This window comes from Rathayibacter tanaceti, from assembly GCF_009834165.1.
GTDB classification, from domain to species: Bacteria; Actinomycetota; Actinomycetes; order Actinomycetales; family Microbacteriaceae; genus Rathayibacter; species Rathayibacter tanaceti.
In genome coordinates this window covers 1,747,225-1,765,514 of record NZ_CP047186.1, presented here as the reverse complement: position 1 = coordinate 1,765,514, position 18,290 = coordinate 1,747,225, and the positions used below count along the sequence as shown (strand labels likewise).

Genomic DNA, 18,290 nt, shown 5'->3' with positions numbered 1-18,290 from the left:
GGCGATCGGGCGGCTCCGCGGCTGTGTCGCGGCGCTCGGACGGCGGCCACCGCCGTCGCCTTCCTGATCTCCTCGGGCCCCATCTCTTTCGTGCTCCGGGACGCGCTGCCGTAGCCCCAGGTCCGCTCGCCTCCCGGCGGTGTCGCCGGAGGCTCCTCCCCAGCTGCTGATCCACGGAATCGTCCACCGATCGCGCTCGCGGGCCTCGCGGGGGTCGTCTCCTGCGGGAGGGTTCCGGCAGGAGGACGCATGGACAAGGACGAACTGGGGCGGCGCGGCGAGGAGATCGCGGCGGCGCATCTGAGAGCACATGGATTCGAGATCCTCGACCGCAACTGGCGGGTGCGCGATGGCGAACTCGACATCGTCGCCCGCGAGGGAGCCTCACTGGTGGTGGTCGAGGTCAAGACCCGCTCGTCGACGCGTTTCGGGCTCCCGGTCGAGGCGATCACGCGGGCCAAGGCGCAGCGGCTCCGGCGGCTCGCGTACGCCTGGGCGCACGAGCACGGCGAGCGCTCACGGCACTTGCGGATCGACGCGGTCGGGATCATCGCACCCGGGGGAGTCCCCACGCAGGTCCGCCACCTCAGGGCGGTGGCGTGATGGGCCTGGGCAGAACCACCGCGGTGGGCCTCGTCGGCTTCGCCGGCGCCGTCGTCGGAGTCGAGGCGCACTCGGCCGACGGGACTCCGGGCATGGTCATCATCGGCCTCCCGGATGCCGCTCTGTCGCAGGCGAAAGAGCGCGTGCGGTCGGCGGCGATCAACTCGGGCAGCCTGATCGCCGAGTACAAGATCACGGTGAACCTCTCGCCCGCCGCTATGCCCAAGCACGGCTCCGCCTTCGACCTCGCGATCGGCCTCGCCGCTCTCGCCGCTCTGCACGAGGTGAACGCCGAGTCCGTGGCCTCCGTCGTGCACATCGGCGAACTCGGCCTCGACGGCCGCCTGCGCTCGGTTCCGGGCGTGCTGCCCGCGGTGCTGGCAGCCGCTCGCGAGGGCAGCCGGCGGGTGATGGTGCCGCTCGAGGATCGGCTCGAGGTGATCGCCGTCTCGTCGCTCGCGGCAGCCGCGGTCTGGCACGGCGCGGAGTGGGAGGTTCCGCTGCTGCCGGAACATACGCCTCCTCCGGCCGTCGGCCTCAAGGCGGAGCCGCGAGTGGACCTCTCCGACGTCGTCGGGAACGAGGAGGCCGCCGAGGCGATGGTCATCGCGGCGGCGGGAGGCCACCACGTCTTCCTCCTCGGCCCGCCCGGCGCGGGCAAGACGATGCTCGCATCCCGTCTGCCGGGCATCTTGCCGGATCTCGACGACGAGGCCGCGCTCGAGGCGACCTGCATGCAATCGCTCGTCGGCGCCTCCACCGGTGGAGCGCTGGTGCGACGGCCGCCCTTCGAGAGTCCGCACCATTCCGCATCGCCTGCCGCCATCGTCGGCGGCGGCAGCGGACGCATCCGTCCAGGGGCCGTCGCGCGTGCGACACGTGGGGTGCTCTTCCTCGACGAGGCCCCCGAGTTCTCGGCGGTCGCGCTCGATGCGCTGCGTCAGCCTCTCGAATCCGGCGTGATCCGCATCCATCGCGCGAACGCGGTCGCGGAGTTCCCGGCGAGGGTGCAGCTCGTGCTGGCGGCGAACCCGTGCCCGTGCGGCAGGTTCGGCATCCCGGGCGAGACCTGCACGTGCGCGCCCGCGCTCCGCCGGCGCTACCTCGCGCGCCTCAGCGGACCTCTGCTCGACAGAGTCGACATCCGCCTGACCGTCCGCCGAGTCGGGGCGGCGCAACTCGCCTCCCGGCGAGAATCATCCGGCCTGTCGAGTGCGCAGGCCCGGGCCCGGGTCGTCGCCGCGCGGCGGAGAGCCGCCTTGCGGCTCGCGGACACGCCATGGACCCTGAACGGCGAGGTCGCGGGCGCCTGGCTCCGCTCCGACGCGCACCGGCCGACCGTCACCGAGTCGCGCTCGCTCGACCGGGCCCTCGAGCGCGGCCTCGTCACCATGCGCGGCTACGACCGGGTGCTGAGACTCGGCTGGACGCTCGCGGATCTCGACGGAGCGGACCGCCCGACCGCTGCGCACCTCGCCCGTGCCCTCGTCCTCCGCGGAGGTGCCGCGTGATCGCCGTCTCGCGGCTCTTCGACCGGGTCGAGCTCTCCGCCGTCCGCCGACTCCTTCCCCCGGCCGACGAGCATGCGTCGGTCGAGGCGATCGCGCGCACCGCGTGGAGCTCGCTGACCGAGCCCGGCGACTCCGTCGCCGCCCTGCTGATCGAGCGCCTCGGCGCGGCGGAGGCGTTCGCCCTGGTCGTCTCGTCCTCGACCGCTGCCGAGATCCTCGCGGCGGCTTCGGCGCAGACGGATTCCGCTGAGCGTGCGGAATTCCCGGAGCCGCGGGTCCGTGCTCTCGACGCCGACATCGCCGCTCTGGCGTCCGGACTCGCCCGATGGCGTCCGCGTCTCGACCGAGCTCTGCTCGCCCGTCGCCTCTCGATCGCGCAGCGCCTCGATGTCCGCCTGCTCCTCCCGGGAGCTCCGGGCTGGCCGGACTCGCTGGACGACCTCGGAGCGCACGCCCCGCTACTGCTTTGGCTCCGCGGTGACGCCACCGCCTTCGACGCGCAGCACCGCCTCGCGTTGGTCGGTGCTCGCGCCGCGACCGGCTACGGCGAGCACGTCGCTGCCGATCTCTCAGCAGGCGCGGCCGAACGCGGAGTCGTCATCGTGTCGGGTGGAGCCTTCGGGATCGACGCCGTCGCCCATCGGGCCGCGTTGGGCTCCGGGGGGCGCACCGTCGCCTTCCTCGCCGGGGGCGCTGACCGTCTTTACCCGACCGCCCACTCCGACCTGCTCCAGCGCATCATCGCCACCCCGGGCTGCGCCGTCGCCACGGAGGTGCCGCCGGGCACGACCCCCACTCGCTGGCGGTTCCTCCAGCGCAACAGACTCATCGCCGCCTCGACCGCCGCGACGGTCGTCGTCGAGGCGGGCGCCCGCTCCGGCTCCCTGAACACGGCCGGTCATGCCGCTGCTCTGGGCAGACCCCTCGGCACGATTCCCGGCCCGGTGACGAGCGCCTCCTCGGCCGGCTGCCACCGCCTCCTCCGCGAGTACGCGGCGACGTGCGTGACCTCGGCGTCGGACGTGCTCGAGCTGCTGGGGATCGGCGCGTCCGCCGGCGCCGCAGCGCCTCCGATCGGCTCAACGGCCTCCACCGGCGCGTCTGTGCGGGTCGCTGATGCCGTGCGGGGGCGCGGGAGCCACGAGACGGCGGACATCGCGCGAGCCGCCGGGTTGTCCCTCAGCGAGGTGCTCGCGACGCTCGGCGAACTCCTCGCGGAGGGCTCCGTCATCCGCTCCGCCGAGGGCACCTGGTCGGCGCCCCCTCGGCAAAGGCGGCGCGCTTCCGCGTCGCCGCAGGACTCCGCATGACATCCGGTGTCGGCGGTCAGCCCTACGCTGAAGAGGCATCGGCGAGGGGAGCAGCATGGACGGCACGGCAGGAGCAGGCGGCGCAGAAGTCGACGGCACGCGGCGCCCGCAGCTCGGGCACTTCCGGGCGGCGGAACGGGTGGTCGCCCACCTCAGCGACACCCATCTCCTGGCCGACGGCGCTCCGCTGTACGAGACGGTCGACACGTCGGCGCGGCTCGCGCAGGCGGTGGAGCGGCTCATCGAGCACGGTGGGCGGCTCGACGCGATCGTCGTCACCGGCGACGTCGCCGACCGCGGCGAGGAGGACGCCTATCTCCGGGTGCGCGCTCAGCTCGATCCGCTGGGGGAGCGGTTCGGCTGCCCGATCGTGTGGGTGATGGGCAACCACGACGAGCGCCGTGCATTCCGCCGGGTGCTGCTCGATCCGAGCGGTGCGGACGCGGCGTCGCCCGGCGGGAGGCGTGCCGTCGACGTCAGCGGCGCGGAGAGCGCTCCGGTCGACCAGGTCGTCGACCTCGGCGGCCTTCGGCTGATCGCACTCGACAGCGCGGTTCCAGGCTTCCACCACGGGGCCCTCGCCGACGCTCAGCTGAAATGGCTGGCCGACGAGCTCGCGACGCCCGCGCCGCTCGGAACGCTCCTCGCCCTGCACCACCCGCCCCTGCCGACTCCGCTGGGAGCGATGACCGTACTCGAGCTGCGGGGGATGGACCGGTTCGAGGAGGTGGTTCGCGGCACGGACGTCCGCGCGATCCTCGGCGGGCACCTGCACTATCCGACGGCGGCCATGTTCGCCGGAGTCCCCGTCTTCGTCGCAGGCGCCATCAGCTACACCATGGATCTCGGGGCGCCCGAGCACGAGCTTTCCGGGATCGACGGTGCCCAGAGCGTCTCGCTGGTCCACGTGCATCCCGAGACGGTCGCTACCTCGTTCGTACCGACCCGCCGGGCACCGATCGCGACGCGGTTCGGTTCCGACCTGCTCGAGAGCCTCGAAGCGCTTGACGAGCAGGGCCGCATCGACCTCTGGTCGCGGATGCCGGAGGACTCATGACCGAGGAGACTCTCGCGACCTCCATCGAGCACTTCCTGCGCTACGTGCTCGACGAGCGCTCGCTCTCACCCGCTACCGCGAAGGGCTACCGCTCGGACCTCGCTCGCCTCGTCGCCCACGCCGAGGACCGCGACCGCACCCGGACGGCCGAGCTCGACCTCGAGTTGCTGCGCGACTGGCTGTGGCGCGAGTCGGAGTCGGGTATCGCCCGGGCGACGCTCGCGCGGCGCACGGCCGCCGTCCGCTCCTTCTCCTCGTGGGCGCAAAGGACGGAGCGCCTGTCGATCGACGTCGCCGCCCGCCTCAAGACGCCCAGGGCCGGACGCACGCTCCCGCGGGTGCTCACCCGACCGCAGACCGAGCAGCTGCTCGAGAGCGTCGCCGTGCGTGGCGCGACTGACGATCCGGTGGCGGTACGCGACCTCGCGATCGTCGAACTGCTCTACGCCTCCGGGATCCGCGTCTCGGAGCTCGTCGCCGTCGACCTGGGCGACGTCGACCTGAGCCGCCTCACCGTCCTCGTCACCGGCAAGGGAGCGAAGCAGCGGGTCGTCCCGTTCGGCGTTCCTGCGAAGGAAGCGCTCGTCGCCTATCTTGAGACCGCCCGCCCTCTGCTCGCCACCGGAGACGGCTGCCGCGCCCTCCTGCTCGGCCGACGCGGTGCGAGACTGACTCCGAGGACGGTGTACAGCATCGTCGCCCGCCTCCTCGACGGTGGGCAGGGCTCCGGACCCTCGGGGCCGCACACACTGCGCCACACGGCGGCCACCCACCTGCTCGATGGAGGAGCGGATCTGCGCGCGGTGCAGGAGCTGCTCGGGCACGCGAGTCTCGGCACCACCCAGATCTACACGCACGTGTCGACCGAGCGGATCCGCGACGCGTACCGGCTCGCGCACCCGAGGGCCTGATCGATCCACCGAGGTGATCCCCTCCATCGGCAGCAGCACGGCCCGGGGGATCCCGCCGAAGAAGCGCATCGGCGACACGTACTCGCCCCGCTCGCGCACGCCGAGGTGCACGCAGCGACCATCGCAGTGCCCGCCCCCGCCCACGACTCCGATGGGCGCACCCGCCGCGACGATCTGACCCTCCGTCACCGACGCGTCGACGGGCTCGAGCGTCGACACGAGTCCGTCCGTATGGCGGATGCTCACCACCGATCGGTCGACCACCCGCCCGGCGAACGACACGGTGCCGGCGGCGACGGCGACCACCGGCTGCCCGGGGGTCGCCGCGAGGTCGATCCCGCGGTGGCCCGCGGCGTAGCGATGGGCCGGGGCCGCCCATGGAGCGACGACGGAGAAGCCCTGGACGGGTGCGACCCAGGGCGCCGGAGCGAGCAGGGCGAGCAGGAGGAACACGCCCGGGCGGGCGAGGAGGGAGCGGATCATGAGGCCACCCTCGCGGGTCTGCGGGCAGAGTGGGCGGCCGACGCCGTGATCGGGGGAGAAGCGGCGGATGCCCCGCCTGGGGAGGAGCGGCCACCCAATCCGACCGAGCGCAACCCGTCACGGCACCGCGGCAGGCAGGAGTAACGTGCCGGTGATCCGGCTCGGGAGCGGCACCAGCGCACCCGCCGGCGGCGAGAATCGGAGACGACCATGACCAGCGGACGATCTGACACCACCAACGGGAAAGCGGAGATCCCCAACCCCTCGGCGGCGACACTCAAGAGGAAGGTGATCGGCCTCGCCATCGCGGCGGCGGTCGGGGGCTTCCTCTTCGGCTTCGACTCCTCGGTGGTCAACGGCGCCGTCGAGGCGGTGCAGGGCGAGTTCGACCTCTCGGCCGCTCTGATCGGCTTCGCCGTCGCCTCCGCTCTGCTCGGTTGCGCGCTCGGTGCCTATCTCGCCGGGCGTCTGGCCGACCGCTGGGGCCGGATCCGGGTGATGCTGCTCGGGGCGGGTCTGTTCTTCATCTCCTCGATCGGTGCCGGGTCCGCTTTCGCCGTCTGGGACCTCGTGCTCTGGCGCGTCGTCGGCGGCCTGGGCATCGGCATCGCCTCGGTGATCGCGCCGACCTACATCTCGGAGATCGCGCCCAAGGCGATCCGCGGCGCGCTCGCCTCTCTGCAGCAGCTCGCGATCACACTCGGCATCTTCGCGGCTCTGCTCTCGGACACCCTGATCGCGAACGGCGCGAGCGGTGCCTCCGAGCCTTTCTGGTTCGGCGTCGCGGCGTGGCGCTGGATGTTCATCGCCTGCGCCGTGCCTGCCGTGGTCTACGGTCTGCTCGCGCTGACGCTCCCGGAGTCACCGCGTTACCTCGCTACCCGCGGCCGGTCGGCAGAGGCCCGGAAGGTCCTCGCGACCGTCACTCCGCGCGACGAGGTCGACGAGGCCCTGGCGGACATCCAGAAGAAGATCGATGAGGACGCCGAGAACGCCAAGCGCTCCAGCCTCCGCGGTCCGGCGCTCGGCCTGCTCCCGGTGGTCTGGGTCGGCATCCTGCTCTCGGTGTTCCAGCAGTTCGTGGGCATCAACGTGATCTTCTACTACTCCACCTCGCTCTGGAGCGCGGTCGGCTTCGACGAGTCGAACTCGTTCGCGATCTCGGTCTTCACCTCGGTCGTGAACGTGGTCGTCACCTTCGTGGCGATCTTCCTGGTCGACAAGGTCGGCCGGAAGCCGCTGCTGCTCGTCGGCTCCGCGGGCATGGCGATCTCGCTCGCGCTGATGGCCATCGCCTTCAGCCAGTCGACCATCAGCGGCGACGACGTCTCGCTGCCCGGTGCGTGGGGTCCGATCGCTCTGGTCTCGGCCAATGCCTTCGTCGTCTTCTTCGGCGCCACCTGGGGCCCGCTGGTGTGGGTCCTCCTCGGCGAGATCTTCCCGAACCGGATCCGCGCCGCGGCGCTGGGCCTCGCCGCCTCGGCGCAGTGGATCGCGAACTTCGTCATCACCGTGACCTTCCCGATCCTCTCTCAGGACGTCTCGCTGACCCTCGCCTACGGCCTGTACGCGGCGTTCGCCGCGATGTCGTTCGTCTTCGTCTTCATGTTCGTGCCCGAGACGAAGGGCCGCTCGCTCGAAGAGATGGACACCCTCCACATCCGCACCGTGATGAAGTCGGCGCGCAAGTAGCGCCGCCCTCCCGAGCCCCGACGGCCGCCCTCCCGCAGCAGCGGGGGAGGCGGCCGTCCTGGTGCTAGACTCCACGGAGCACCTCGCTCGTCGGGGTGACTACGCGCGCCCATTCGGCCTCCGCTCCCCACGGTCCCCACGTACCTCCTCAGTGCAGCGCCTCGCGGCAGAGCATGGAGAGAGTGCCGGGGCGGGAGTGCGCCGGGCGCCAGGGCGACGAGCCGACCGGCCGTCGCAGACAACCGAACGGGAGTCCGGCGCCGCGGTGCGCCCACGCCCCGAGACAAGGAGAACGACTCATGGCAGTCGTCACCATGCGCCAACTGCTCGACAGCGGCGTCCATTTCGGCCACCAGACCCGTCGCTGGAACCCGAAGATGAAGCGCTTCATCCTGACCGAGCGCTCGGGCAGTTACATCATCGACCTCCAGCAGTCGCTGGCCTACATCGACAAGACCTACGACTTCGTCAAGGAGACGGTGGCCCACGGCGGCACCATCCTCTTCGTCGGCACCAAGAAGCAGGCACAGAACGCGATCTCGGAGCAGGCCACCCGCGTCGGCCAGCCCTACGTGAACCAGCGCTGGCTCGGCGGCCTCCTGACCAACTTCCAGACGGTCTCGAAGCGCCTGGCCCGCATGAAGGAGCTGGAGGAGCTCGACTTCGACGACACGTCGAAGAGCGGCTTCACCAAGAAGGAGCTCCTCATCAAGAAGCGCGAGCTCGACAAGCTGCACAAGTCGCTCGGCGGGATCCGCAACCTTTCGAAGACGCCGTCGGCCCTGTGGGTCGTCGACACCAAGAAGGAGCACCTGGCGATCGACGAGGCCAAGAAGCTGGGCATTCCGGTCATCGGTATCCTCGACACCAACTGCGACCCGGACGAGGTCCAGTACCCGATCCCGGGCAACGACGACGCGATCCGCTCGGTGAGCCTGCTCACCCGCATCGTCGCCGACGCCGCGGCCGAGGGCCTCATCCAGCGCCACCAGAAGCCCGAGGCCGAGGGCAACGTCTCGGCCGTCGAGCCCCTGGCCGAGTGGGAGCAGGAGCTGCTCGCCACGGGCGCACCCGCCGCCGATGTCCAGGAGTCGAACGAGCAGGCCGGCGCTGAGACCGAGAAGGTCGCCGACGCCGAGGCTGCGACCGCCGATGAGGCCGTCGCCACCGCTGAGGCCGCCGATGAGACTCCCGTCGAGGCTCCCGAGGCCGAGGTCGTCGAGACCTCGACAGACGAGACCGCCACCGCCTGATTCCCCGTTCCATGACGGGGGTCGGACGCGCCGCGCCTGCGGTCGTCCGGCCCCCGTCACGGTGGGCGCCACGTCAACCACGAGTAAGAACCGCCGACACCTGGGCGCGCTGGGCTTCCTCCCGGAGGCCCCGCCGCGCCGGGTGTCGGAACCGCAGAGTTTCAGAACCAAGAGGAGTTCGCAGAACCATGGCAAATTTCAGCCTCGCTGACGTCAAGACGCTGCGCGAGCAGCTCGGTACCGGCATGGTCGACACGAAGAACGCGCTCGTCGAGGCCGACGGCGACCTGGACAAGGCGGTCGAGATCCTCCGCCTCAAGGGCGCCAAGGGTAACGCGAAGCGTGCCGACCGCTCCACGAGCGAGGGCCTCGTCGCCGCCGCTGAGAACGGTGGTGTCGCCACCCTGATCGAGCTCGCGTGCGAGACCGACTTCGTCGCCAAGGGCACGAAGTTCATCGCCCTCGCCGACGCTGTGCTCTCCGCGGTCGTCGCCGCCGGCTCGACCTCCGTCGAGGAGGCCCTCACGGCCTCCGCAGGCGACAAGACCGTCGCCGACCTCATCAACGACGAGGCCGCGATCCTCGGCGAGAAGGTCGAGCTGCGTCGCGTCGCCGCCGTCTCGGGCGAGCACTTCGCGATCTACCTCCACAAGACCAACAAGGACCTGCCTCCGCAGGTCGGCGTGGTCGTGGGCTACGCGGGGGACGACGCCGAGACGGCGCGCTCCATCGCGCAGCACATCTCGTTCGCCAACCCGTCCTACCTCGCGCGCGACGACGTCCCGCAGGCCGAGGTCGACAACGAGCGCCGCATCGTCGAGGAGATCTCGCGCGGCGAGGGCAAGCCCGAGGCCGCCCTGCCGAAGATCATCGAGGGACGCGTCAACGCGTACTTCAAGCAGGTCGCCCTGCTCGATCAGGACTACGCGAAGGACAACAAGCTGTCCATCAGCACGGTCCTGAGCGACGCGGGCCTGACCGTGTCGGGCTTCGCCCGCTTCAAGGTCGGCGCCTAGCAGCACACAGGAGGGAGTCCGGGTCGCGAGGTCGACCCGGGCTCCCTTCGCTCTGCCCGGGGCGGCCCGGTCATGGTCGCGGGGTCTGCTCCGCGCGGGATAGGTTTGTACGGGTCTACGGGAGGAACGTCGATGACGGAATCGGATGCGATGACGACAGGCAAGCGCCGCAGGGTGCTTCTGAAGCTGTCGGGGGAGGCATTCGGGGCCGGGACTCTCGGCGTCAATCCCGACGTGATCAGCGCTCTGGCGCGCGAGATCGCCGACGCCGCGACCGAGGTGGAGATCTCGGTGGTGGTGGGAGGCGGCAACTTCTTCCGCGGCGCAGAGCTCTCGCAGCGCGGGATGGATCGCGGCCGCGCCGACTACATGGGCATGCTGGGCACGGTGATGAACGCTCTCGCCCTCCAGGACTTCCTTGAGCAGGCCGGCGCGGAGACGCGGGTGCAGTCGGCGATCGCGATGACGCAGGTCGCCGAGCCGTACATCCCCCGTCGAGCGATCCGGCACATGGAGAAGGGCCGCGTCGTGATCTTCGGCGCCGGTGCCGGGCTGCCCTTCTTCTCGACCGACACCGTCGCCGCCCAGCGCGCGCTCGAGACGCACGCCGACGTGGTGCTGGTGGCCAAGAACGGAGTCGACGGCGTCTACGATGCAGACCCGCGGACGAATCCCGACGCCACGAAGCTCGACACGCTCACCTACCAGGAGGCTCTGCAGCGCGGCCTCAAGGTCGTCGACTCGACCGCCTTCAGCCTCTGCATGGACAACGGAATGCCCATGCAGGTGTTCGGGATGGAGCCGGCCGGCAACGTCGCCAAGGCCATCCGCGGCGCCGAGCTCGGCACCCTCGTCTCGAACTAGACTGACCACTTCCCTCTTTTAAGGAGCCCCCTGTGATCTCGGATGTACTGGCCGATGCGAAGACCAAGATGGGCAAGGCCGTCGAGGTCGCCAAGGAGGACTTCTCCACGGTCCGCACGGGGCGCGCGAATCCCGGCATGTTCCAGAAGGTGCTGGTGAGTTACTACGGCACTCCGACGCCCCTGTCTCAGCTCGCCTCACTGCAGAACCAGGAGGCGCGGACCCTTCTCATCACCCCGTACGACAAGGGCTCGCTTCGCGACATCGAGCAGGCGATCCGGGACATGCCGAACCTCGGCGCCAATCCGACGAACGATGGCACTCTGATCCGCGTGACACTGCCGGAGCTCACCGCCGAGCGCCGCAAGGAGTTCGTGAAGATCGTGCGCACGAAGGCGGAGGATGCGAAGATCGCCGTCCGCAACATCCGCCGCAAGGGCAAGGACGACCTGGACGCGCTGAAGGGCGACATCGGCGACGACGAGCTCGCTCGTGGCGAGAAGGAGCTCGAAGCTGTGACCAAGCAGCATGTGGACGCGATCGACGAGGCGCTCAAGCGCAAGGAATCCGAACTCCTCGAGGTGTAGACCGTGGCCGAGATCCCCGAAGGACCGGACGGCGGTGCGAAGAGACCGTCGCCGCACGTCCCGGGCGCCCGGGGTTCGCGGATGGCGACCCGCGATGCGCTGCGCGCGCGGGCGCAGCAGGGCCGGGCCGATGTCGAGCGGCAGCTCGAAGCCACCCGCGCCCAGCTCGAGGCGACCAACGACCGCCTGACGGCCCGGTCCGGGCGCAACCTCGTCTCGGCGACGGCGATCGGCCTGATCGGCGCAGGCGCGATGGTCGTCAGCCTGCTGCTCATCAAAGAGCTGTTCATGGTGCTGGCGGGAGCGGTGGTGCTGCTGGCGGCGCTGGAGCTCTCGAACGCACTCCGGCACGCCGGCCGCGACATACCGAGGATACCGACCGGGATCGTCGCGGTCGTGGCGGTGCCCGCCGCTTATTACGGCGGGCTCGGAGCAGCGTGGGCGGCTGTGCTCGGCGGCTCCGTCTTCGTCGGGCTCTGGCGCCTCGGCGAGCAGCTGTTCCGGAGGACGTCCTCGAGCCCGCGGGATCTCCTGCTCGACATCGGGCTGGGTGCCTTCGTGCAGGGGTACGTGACGTTCCTCGGAGCCTTCGCGATCCGGCTCGTCGCGGAGCCGGGCGGCCAGCTCTGGGCGTTCGCGTTCCTCGTGCTGGTGATCGTCGTCGACACCGGGGCCTACGCGAGCGGACTGACCTGGGGCAAGCACCCGATGGCTCCGCGGATCAGTCCGAAGAAGACGTGGGAGGGCTTCGCCGGTGCCGCGATCGCGGGAGTGCTCGTCGGCATCCTGCTGGCGGTGCTGATGCTCGGCGAAGTTTGGTGGGTGGGCGCGGTCTTCGGTGCCGTCGTGCTGCTCACCGCCACGCTCGGGGATCTGGCGGAGTCGCTGATCAAGCGCGACATCGGCATCAAGGACATGAGTTCGTGGCTGCCCGGGCACGGGGGGGTGCTGGATCGGCTGGACTCGATCCTGCCCTCGGCTGCCGCGGCCTACGTGCTGTACTTCGTCTTCGCCCGATGAGCACCTCCGTCCGGCCCTCCTTCGCTCTGCGGCCTTCCTCGACCGACGCCCGCGAGCCTCTGCGCCAGAGGCCGCGCCACCGATCGCGCGGACGCGCGGAACGCTCCGATGCCGTGATCGGCGGCCGGTCTTGGCAGAATGACCGCATGACCGCTCCCTTCCCCCGCGCTCGCGAGTCGCGTCCCGGTTACGACACGGGCGAGGTGGACTCGTTCCTCGCCGCTGCCCGCGAGGCCTACGCCGAGCTCTCGGGAGGATCCGCCTCTCTGCGCTCGGTCGACCTGCGGCACACCGCCTTCACCCTCCGCAAGGGCGGATACTCGGCTCCCCACGTCGATGCTGCGCTCGAGCGCCTCGAGGACGCGTTCGCCCTGCGGGAGCGCCAGTTCGCCATCGCCGCCCAGGGCGAGGAGGCGTGGCTCGCCGATGCCCGAGCGACCGCGCAGGAGATCGTGAACCGGCTGGCGCGCGAGCCCCGCGAGCGCTTCACCAGGGCGGGCATGGTGACGACGGGGTACAACATCCGCCAGGTCGACGCGTTCGCCGACCGCATCTCCGGGTACTTCCGCGACGGCTCGGTGCTGACTGTCGACGATGTCCGTACCGTCTCCTTCGCCCCCCAGCGCGGCGGTTACTCGGAACCGCAGGTCGACCTGCTGCTCGACACCGTCGTCGACGTGATGCTGGCGGTCCGCTGACCGGGCTCGGATCTGCTGGCCGATCAGGCGATCGTCCGTTATGCTCTCGTTATCGTGCCACAGCATTCTCAGACCTCCGTCGCCCTCTCGCCCGCCTCCCGGACCTCCGGTGAGCGCCCGGCGGTTCCGCGCCAGACCCCGGTGCGACGATCGTGGGCTCGGATTCCGGTGACGGTGCTCGCGTTCGTCGCCTCCTTCGCCTTCGTGATGGTGAATGTCGTCGACCCGTCCAGCGGTGCCGTCGCCTCGCCGTACTACCAGGCGCCCGCCCGATTCAACGGCGATTCGGCGCAACGCCTCGTGGTCGCCGATGCCGCCGCACGGACGGTGCAGCGCGACTCCTTCGCCGCCGAGGCCAAGCCCACGCCGACTCCCACCCCTACCCCGACGCCGACCCCCACCCCCGAGGCGACGCAGGACCCAGCGGAGGAGCCCGAGACGCCGACCCCGGAGCCGGCCCCCGTCCCGCGGTCCGCTGCTCCCGACCCCGGGTCGGCCAAGGCGATCGCCTACGACATGATCGTCCAGCGCGGCTGGGCCGATAGCGAGTACGACTGCCTGGTGCTGCTGTGGAATCGCGAGTCCGGCTGGAACGTCTACGCCGAGAACAAGTCCAGTGGTGCCTACGGGATCCCGCAGTCCCTGCCGGGCAGCAAGATGGCCGTCGCAGGCAGCGACTGGGCGACCAGCGCGAGCACGCAGATCACCTGGGGCCTCGGCTACATCTCGGGTCGCTACGGATCCCCGTGCGGTGCCTGGGCGCACTCCGAGTCGGTCGGCTGGTACTGATCCGCGGGAGGCGGGGCAGCACGGCGTGAGCGCCTCGCTACCCTGGAGCCGTGGATTACGCGTTGCTCGGGGTCGTCGGGATCATCACCGTCGTCACGGTGGCGCGCTTCTCCAGCCGTCTCGGTATCGCGGCTCCGCTCACCCTCGTCCTCGTCGGGATCGGCGCGTCCTACCTTCCGGGCGTCCCTGGGATCGAGGTCGAACCCGAGCTGATCCTCGCGGGGGTTCTGCCGCCTCTGCTGTACTCGGCCGCGATCCAGGTCCCGCTGACCGACTTCCGGCGCAATCTGCGCTCGATCTTCGGGCTGTCCGTACTGCTCGTCGTGGTGACCGCCCTCGTGGTCGGCGGGTTCCTCTACCTGGTCTTCCCTGATCTGAGCCTGCCCGCTGCGATCGCGCTGGGAGCAGTCGTGAGCCCGACCGACGCGGTCGCCGCGACGTCCATCGGCAAGAAGCTCGGTCTGCCGCCCCGCCTGGTGACCGTGCTCGAGGGCGAGAGCCTCGTCAACGACGCGTCGGCCCTGGTACTGCTGCGCGCGGCGACGACCGCGGCCGCCGTGGTCGGCTCCTCCGTCAGCTCCGACGCCCTCGACGTCGGGGAGGTGGGTGTCCTCTTCGTCTACTCGGTCGTGATGGCGATCGTGCTCGGCATGGTGACGGGCGTCCTCACCGTCTTCGTCCGCTCGAAGCTGCGCGATCCGGTCCTCGACACCGCTGTCTCGTTCGCCGTGCCGTTCCTGGCCTACATCCCGGCGGAGGAGCTGGGCGCCTCCGGCGTCCTCGCCGTGGTCGTGACCGGCATCTACACCGGGCACAACAGCGCGCGCTTCCTCAGCCCGCAGTCGCGCATCAGCGAGCGGGTGAACTGGCGCACGGTGCAGTTCCTGCTCGAGAACGGCGTGTTCCTGCTGATGGGCGCGGAGATCAAGGCGATCGTCGGCGAGGTCGAGCCGGGGGAGTTCGGGGCGGGCACGGCTGTGCTGCTCGGGCTGGCCACGGTCGTCATCCTGATCGTCCTGCGCACGCTGTTCGTCTGGCCGTTGCTGCTGTGGCTGCGCAATTCCGGCCGGCGCGCCGTGCGGACCAACAGGCGGCTCGCGGTCGGGTTGATGCGGCTGCGCAACAGTGCCACGGGCGATGAGCGCTTCCGTCGGCGACAGGCGCGCGCCGAGCGCCTGTACCAGCGTCGCGAGACCGATCTTGCTGCCACGACGAGCGAGGCGTTCGGCTGGCGGGGAGGCGTGATCCTCTCCTGGTCCGGGATGCGGGGGGTGGTCACCCTCGCGGCGGCGCAGTCGCTCCCGGAGGAGACGCCCTACCGTTCGCAGCTGATCCTGATCGCCTTCACGGTGGCCGTGGTCACGCTCCTGCTCCAGGGGGCGACCCTTCCCGCGCTCATCCGCCTCACGGGGATCCAGGGGTCGGACGGCGACGCCGATCGCCGTGAACTGGCTGCGCTACTCGACGAGGTCGCGTCCAGCGGCATCCGCGCTCTCCCGGACGCGGTGACCGAGCTGCCCGACGGCGAGGCAGGCGAGCGTGTTCTCGAGCGGGTGCGCCGTGACACGCTGACCCGCTCGCAAGCGGCGTGGGAGCAGGTGGAGCGAAACGAGGACGCGCCACTCGGTCCTCACGCCCAGTACCTGCGGCTGCGCCGCGCGGTGATCCTCGCCGAGCGCGAGACGCTGCTCGAGGCGCGCGCACGCGGGGTCTACTCGTCGCGCACACTCCGCCGGGCGCAGCTGATGCTCGACGCCGAAGAGGCTCGGCTCGAGATGGACGGCAGCTCGCACTGACCCGGCGGGGAGGAGCTGCCTCCTAGACTGGAGGAATGCCGCGCAGCAACCGACCCCGCGGGAGCCGTCGCGACGACGACGAGCCGCTGGATCTCTCGCAGATGCTCGCAGGCCGGCGACGCACCGAGAGCCACGCGGGTCGTGAGTGGAACGTCCAGCCGGTCTCCTCCGCCCGCGCCGTCAAGAACTATCTCTGCCCGGGGTGCGGCCTCACGATCGACATCGGCCAAGAGCACCTGGTCACCTGGCGCGCGGACGGGGCGCTCGGCGACGCCGCCGATCTGGCGGGCCGTCGCCACTGGCATACGCACTGCTGGAGAATCCGAGGAGCACGATGACCCACGAGATCCGCGGAGGAGTCGTCCTTCCCGCCCGCCGCGAGAACGTCGAGCTGCGCACCTCCGACGGGTTGACTCTGGTCGGCGAACTCGCACTGCCGCTCGAGCGCGAGCCCGTGGCGACGCTGGTCACGCTGCATCCGCTGCCGACCCACGGCGGCTTCATGGACTCGCACATCCTGCGCAAGGCAGCGGCACGCCTCCCGGCCCTCGCCGACGTCGCGGTGCTGCGCTTCAACACCCGCGGCACGACTTCGCCCCGCGGCACGAGCGAGGGTGCCTTCGGCGACGGGAACGACGAGCGCGCCGATGTCGCCGCCGCGATGTCGCTCGTCGCCGAGCGGCGACTCCCGCACCCGTGGCTCGTCGGCTGGTCGTTCGGCACCGAGCTCGCTCTGAAATGGGGGAGGGAGCACCCCGTCGACGGCGCGATCCTTCTCTCGCCTCCGCTGCACCGCACGAGTGCCGAGGAGGTGGCTGCGTGGGGCGTGGACCGCCGTCCGCTGGTGGCTCTCGTCCCCGAGTTCGACGACTATCTGCGGCCTGCCGCGGCGGCCGAGCGCTTCGCGAGCGTCCCCCAGCTCGATCTGATCGCGGTGGAGGGAGGCAAGCACCTCTGGGTCGGCGAGGCGCAGACGCGGCGGGTCCTCGAGGAGATCGTGCGCGTCGTCGCACCTGCCGCGTCACCGTTGCCGACGGAGTGGGCGGGCGAGCTCGGCTGAGCCCGCCCGCGATCGGGGTCTAGCGCTCGTCGGTCGCCGCCGGCTGGTCGCCCTTCGCCTGCGAGCCCTTCTTCGCGGGCCCGTTCTTCGTCGGAGCCTTCTTCGCCGGGGCCCTCGTCTCGTCGGAATCCTCGACGTCGTCGGAGTCCCCCGTGGATCCGTTCGTCGCCTCGTCGTCGAACCCCTCGATCTGCCCCATCAGGCCGCGCAGACCGGAGACGTAGCCGGCGATCGCGTCGCGCTCCGTGCGGATCTCGTCGAGCCGGCGTTCCGCGGTGTCGACGAGCTCGCGGCTACGGCGCTCGGCGTCGGCGATCAACTCCTGCGCCCGGTCGCGGGCACCGTCGAGCAGAGCGTCCGAGTCGTCCTGGGCCTTCCTGCGCAGCCGCGTCGTCTCATCGAGCGCGTCGCTGCGGAGCGTGTCGGCCTCGAGACGCTTGTCGTTCGCCCGCCGGATGGCGTCGGCGAGCTGGAGATTCGACTCGTCGAGGTAGCGCTGCGTCTGCGCCACCGCCTCCTGGTGCCGCAGCAGGTCCTCGCGGTCCGCCTCCTCACGGCGGGCGGCCAGCTCGACAACGAGGTCGATCCGGGCCTGCTCGACGTCCCGAGCGAGCGCAGCGGCTTCGTCGGCGGAGGCCGCGCGCAGGCCGGCGAGTTCGGCGTCGAGCACGGCGACCGCCTCTGCTCGCTCCTGCGCGAGCCGAGTCCGCTGGTCGGCGATTTCGCGGGCGCCCTCGGCGCGGAGGCCGGCGATCTCGGCGTCCAGAGCGGCGCGGGTCGAGAGCACCTCGGCCTCGACCGCGGCCCTCGCCTGCGCGACCTCGGCCTCGACGGCGGCGCGGAGCCGGTCGGTCTCAGAGGCGACCTCGGCCCGCAGCAGCTCGTTCGCCTGGGCGAGACGAGCGGCCTCGGTGCGCGCGACCTCGATCTCGCGAGCGGCGACGGCACGCATCTCGGCGGCCTCGTGCTCGGCCTCCGAACGGACGGCGGCGGCCTCGCGCTTGGCCGTGGCACGCGTCTCGGCGGCCTCGGTGGCGACGGCGCCGCGGATGGCGGCGGCCTCGCGCACGGCGTCCTGGGTCATCACGTCGCGGTCGTCGGCGGCCTTCCCGAGCGTCGCGGCCGCCTGCGCCTCCGACTCGTCGCGGGTGCGGTCTGCGCGGCGACGCGCCTGCGTGACGAGGCGCTCCGCCTCGTCGCGCGCCTCCTGGAGAACGCGGTCGCCCTCGTCGCGGGTGGAGCGACGCAGCGCCGAGGCGTCGTTCTCGGCCTGGGCGATGATCCGCTCCGACTGCTCCTCCGCCACGCGCAGTGTGTGCTCGAGTTTCGCGCCCAGCCCTGCGTAGGTGGGTGCGCCGACCTGCTGCAGCTCCTTCTCGAGGCTCTCGATGCGCGCGGAGAGGCGCTTCACCTCTCGGCTGCTCTCGGCCGCCTGGGTGTTCGACTGGATGAGCTCGCGGCGCATGCCCTGGATGGCCTTGTCGACCTCGTCCCGGTCGTAGCCACGGAACACCTGGGTGAATTCGGCCTCGTCGTTCGCCACGTCGTCTCCTTCAGAGCAGGGCCGCGGAGGGGCTCACGGCACTCGGAAAGTGTATTCAGCGCGCGGGCATCGGCCGGGGCGACACCCGCACCGCGCG

General features: G+C 71.1%; 17 protein-coding genes and 1 pseudogene. 16 read left to right on the top strand and 2 right to left on the bottom strand.

Going from position 1 to position 18,290, the window contains the following annotated elements:
• The first annotated feature begins 249 nt into the window (after positions 1-249).
• The 5 genes from GSU10_RS08280 to GSU10_RS08260 are packed head-to-tail and all read left to right on the top strand — an operon-like array spanning position 250 to position 5,392.
• Positions 250-603 carry a YraN family protein gene (locus tag GSU10_RS08280; RefSeq protein WP_068210707.1) on the top strand — a complete coding sequence of 118 codons (354 nt, stop codon included), beginning with the start codon at positions 250-252 and terminating at the stop codon, positions 601-603.
• The gene (locus GSU10_RS08275; protein WP_132504239.1) at positions 603-2,114 is read left to right on the top strand and encodes a YifB family Mg chelatase-like AAA ATPase; all 1,512 of its coding nucleotides are present in this window, start codon (positions 603-605) and stop codon (positions 2,112-2,114) included. The genes GSU10_RS08280 and GSU10_RS08275 overlap by 1 nt, the downstream gene beginning before the upstream one ends.
• Positions 2,111-3,424, top strand: coding sequence for a DNA-processing protein DprA (gene dprA, locus GSU10_RS08270; RefSeq protein ID WP_236713600.1), 1,314 nt, complete (start codon positions 2,111-2,113; stop codon positions 3,422-3,424). Before GSU10_RS08275 ends, dprA begins: the two co-directional genes overlap by 4 nt.
• 55 nt (positions 3,425-3,479) lie before the next feature.
• Complete coding sequence (locus tag GSU10_RS08265; protein WP_082845107.1) at positions 3,480-4,481, top strand: phosphodiesterase; 1,002 nt, start codon at positions 3,480-3,482, stop codon at positions 4,479-4,481.
• A complete protein-coding gene (locus tag GSU10_RS08260; RefSeq protein ID WP_068210710.1) occupies positions 4,478-5,392 on the top strand; it encodes a tyrosine recombinase XerC in 915 nt (304 codons plus the stop codon). The genes GSU10_RS08265 and GSU10_RS08260 overlap by 4 nt, the downstream gene beginning before the upstream one ends.
• Positions 5,393-5,521: 129 nt before the next feature.
• Here GSU10_RS08260 and GSU10_RS15725 read toward each other — a convergent pair.
• Positions 5,522-5,875 (bottom strand): annotated as a pseudogene (locus tag GSU10_RS15725) (murein hydrolase activator EnvC family protein); the annotation flags it as partial.
• Positions 5,876-6,085: 210 nt separating this feature from the next.
• Between GSU10_RS15725 and GSU10_RS08250 the strand changes: the two are divergent.
• The 11 genes from GSU10_RS08250 (at position 6,086) to GSU10_RS08200 (ending at position 16,650) form a co-directional block, all read left to right on the top strand.
• Positions 6,086-7,567: a sugar porter family MFS transporter gene (locus tag GSU10_RS08250; RefSeq protein WP_082845108.1), complete on the top strand. Its 1,482-nt coding sequence runs from the start codon at positions 6,086-6,088 to the stop codon at positions 7,565-7,567.
• A 299-nt stretch (positions 7,568-7,866) separates the two neighbouring features.
• Entirely contained in the window at positions 7,867-8,820 is a 954-nt protein-coding gene (rpsB, locus tag GSU10_RS08245; RefSeq protein WP_132504241.1) for a 30S ribosomal protein S2, read from the top strand.
• 188 nt (positions 8,821-9,008) lie between these two features.
• Positions 9,009-9,836 carry a translation elongation factor Ts gene (tsf, locus tag GSU10_RS08240; protein WP_068210715.1) on the top strand — a complete coding sequence of 276 codons (828 nt, stop codon included), beginning with the start codon at positions 9,009-9,011 and terminating at the stop codon, positions 9,834-9,836.
• Between the two features lie 150 nt (positions 9,837-9,986).
• Positions 9,987-10,700 carry a UMP kinase gene (gene pyrH, locus GSU10_RS08235; RefSeq protein WP_132504431.1) on the top strand — a complete coding sequence of 238 codons (714 nt, stop codon included), beginning with the start codon at positions 9,987-9,989 and terminating at the stop codon, positions 10,698-10,700.
• A gap of 32 nt (positions 10,701-10,732) precedes the next feature.
• Positions 10,733-11,287 (top strand): ribosome recycling factor, encoded by a 555-nt coding sequence (frr, locus tag GSU10_RS08230; RefSeq protein WP_068210718.1) that lies wholly within the window; start codon positions 10,733-10,735, stop codon positions 11,285-11,287.
• 3 nt (positions 11,288-11,290) lie between these two features.
• Positions 11,291-12,307, top strand: a complete 1,017-nt coding sequence (locus GSU10_RS08225; protein WP_241972883.1) for a phosphatidate cytidylyltransferase — start codon at positions 11,291-11,293, stop codon at positions 12,305-12,307.
• 146 nt (positions 12,308-12,453) lie between these two features.
• The gene (locus GSU10_RS08220; RefSeq protein WP_068213764.1) at positions 12,454-13,005 is read left to right on the top strand and encodes a DivIVA domain-containing protein; all 552 of its coding nucleotides are present in this window, start codon (positions 12,454-12,456) and stop codon (positions 13,003-13,005) included.
• Positions 13,006-13,059: 54 nt separating this feature from the next.
• Positions 13,060-13,794, top strand: coding sequence for an aggregation-promoting factor C-terminal-like domain-containing protein (locus tag GSU10_RS15505; protein ID WP_241972884.1), 735 nt, complete (start codon positions 13,060-13,062; stop codon positions 13,792-13,794).
• Between the two features lie 50 nt (positions 13,795-13,844).
• Positions 13,845-15,590 (top strand): cation:proton antiporter, encoded by a 1,746-nt coding sequence (locus tag GSU10_RS08210; protein WP_068213302.1) that lies wholly within the window; start codon positions 13,845-13,847, stop codon positions 15,588-15,590.
• A gap of 35 nt (positions 15,591-15,625) precedes the next feature.
• Positions 15,626-15,928 (top strand): hypothetical protein, encoded by a 303-nt coding sequence (locus tag GSU10_RS08205; RefSeq protein WP_068213299.1) that lies wholly within the window; start codon positions 15,626-15,628, stop codon positions 15,926-15,928.
• Complete coding sequence (locus tag GSU10_RS08200) at positions 15,925-16,650, top strand: alpha/beta hydrolase (protein ID WP_068213296.1); 726 nt, start codon at positions 15,925-15,927, stop codon at positions 16,648-16,650. The genes GSU10_RS08205 and GSU10_RS08200 overlap by 4 nt, the downstream gene beginning before the upstream one ends.
• Positions 16,651-16,669: 19 nt before the next feature.
• Here the strand turns inward: GSU10_RS08200 and GSU10_RS08195 are convergent, their stop codons facing one another.
• A complete protein-coding gene (locus GSU10_RS08195; protein ID WP_132504243.1) occupies positions 16,670-18,193 on the bottom strand; it encodes a DivIVA domain-containing protein in 1,524 nt (507 codons plus the stop codon).
• Between the last annotated feature and the right edge of the window lie 97 nt (positions 18,194-18,290).

Bases quoted from the DNA above. Each gene is read 5' to 3' on its own strand.
- GSU10_RS08280 (WP_068210707.1), top strand. From the start codon at position 250: ATGGACAAGGACGAACTGGGGCGGCGCGGCGAGGAGATCGCGGCGGCG.
- GSU10_RS08275 (WP_132504239.1), top strand. From the start codon at position 603: ATGGGCCTGGGCAGAACCACCGCGGTGGGCCTCGTCGGCTTCGCCGGC.
- GSU10_RS08265 (WP_082845107.1), top strand. From the start codon at position 3,480: ATGGACGGCACGGCAGGAGCAGGCGGCGCAGAAGTCGACGGCACGCGG.
- GSU10_RS08260 (WP_068210710.1), top strand. From the start codon at position 4,478: ATGACCGAGGAGACTCTCGCGACCTCCATCGAGCACTTCCTGCGCTAC.
- GSU10_RS08250 (WP_082845108.1), top strand. From the start codon at position 6,086: ATGACCAGCGGACGATCTGACACCACCAACGGGAAAGCGGAGATCCCC.
- rpsB (WP_132504241.1), top strand. From the start codon at position 7,867: ATGGCAGTCGTCACCATGCGCCAACTGCTCGACAGCGGCGTCCATTTC.
- tsf (WP_068210715.1), top strand. From the start codon at position 9,009: ATGGCAAATTTCAGCCTCGCTGACGTCAAGACGCTGCGCGAGCAGCTC.
- pyrH (WP_132504431.1), top strand. From the start codon at position 9,987: ATGACGACAGGCAAGCGCCGCAGGGTGCTTCTGAAGCTGTCGGGGGAG.
- GSU10_RS08220 (WP_068213764.1), top strand. From the start codon at position 12,454: ATGACCGCTCCCTTCCCCCGCGCTCGCGAGTCGCGTCCCGGTTACGAC.
- GSU10_RS08205 (WP_068213299.1), top strand. From the start codon at position 15,626: ATGCCGCGCAGCAACCGACCCCGCGGGAGCCGTCGCGACGACGACGAG.
- GSU10_RS08200 (WP_068213296.1), top strand. From the start codon at position 15,925: ATGACCCACGAGATCCGCGGAGGAGTCGTCCTTCCCGCCCGCCGCGAG.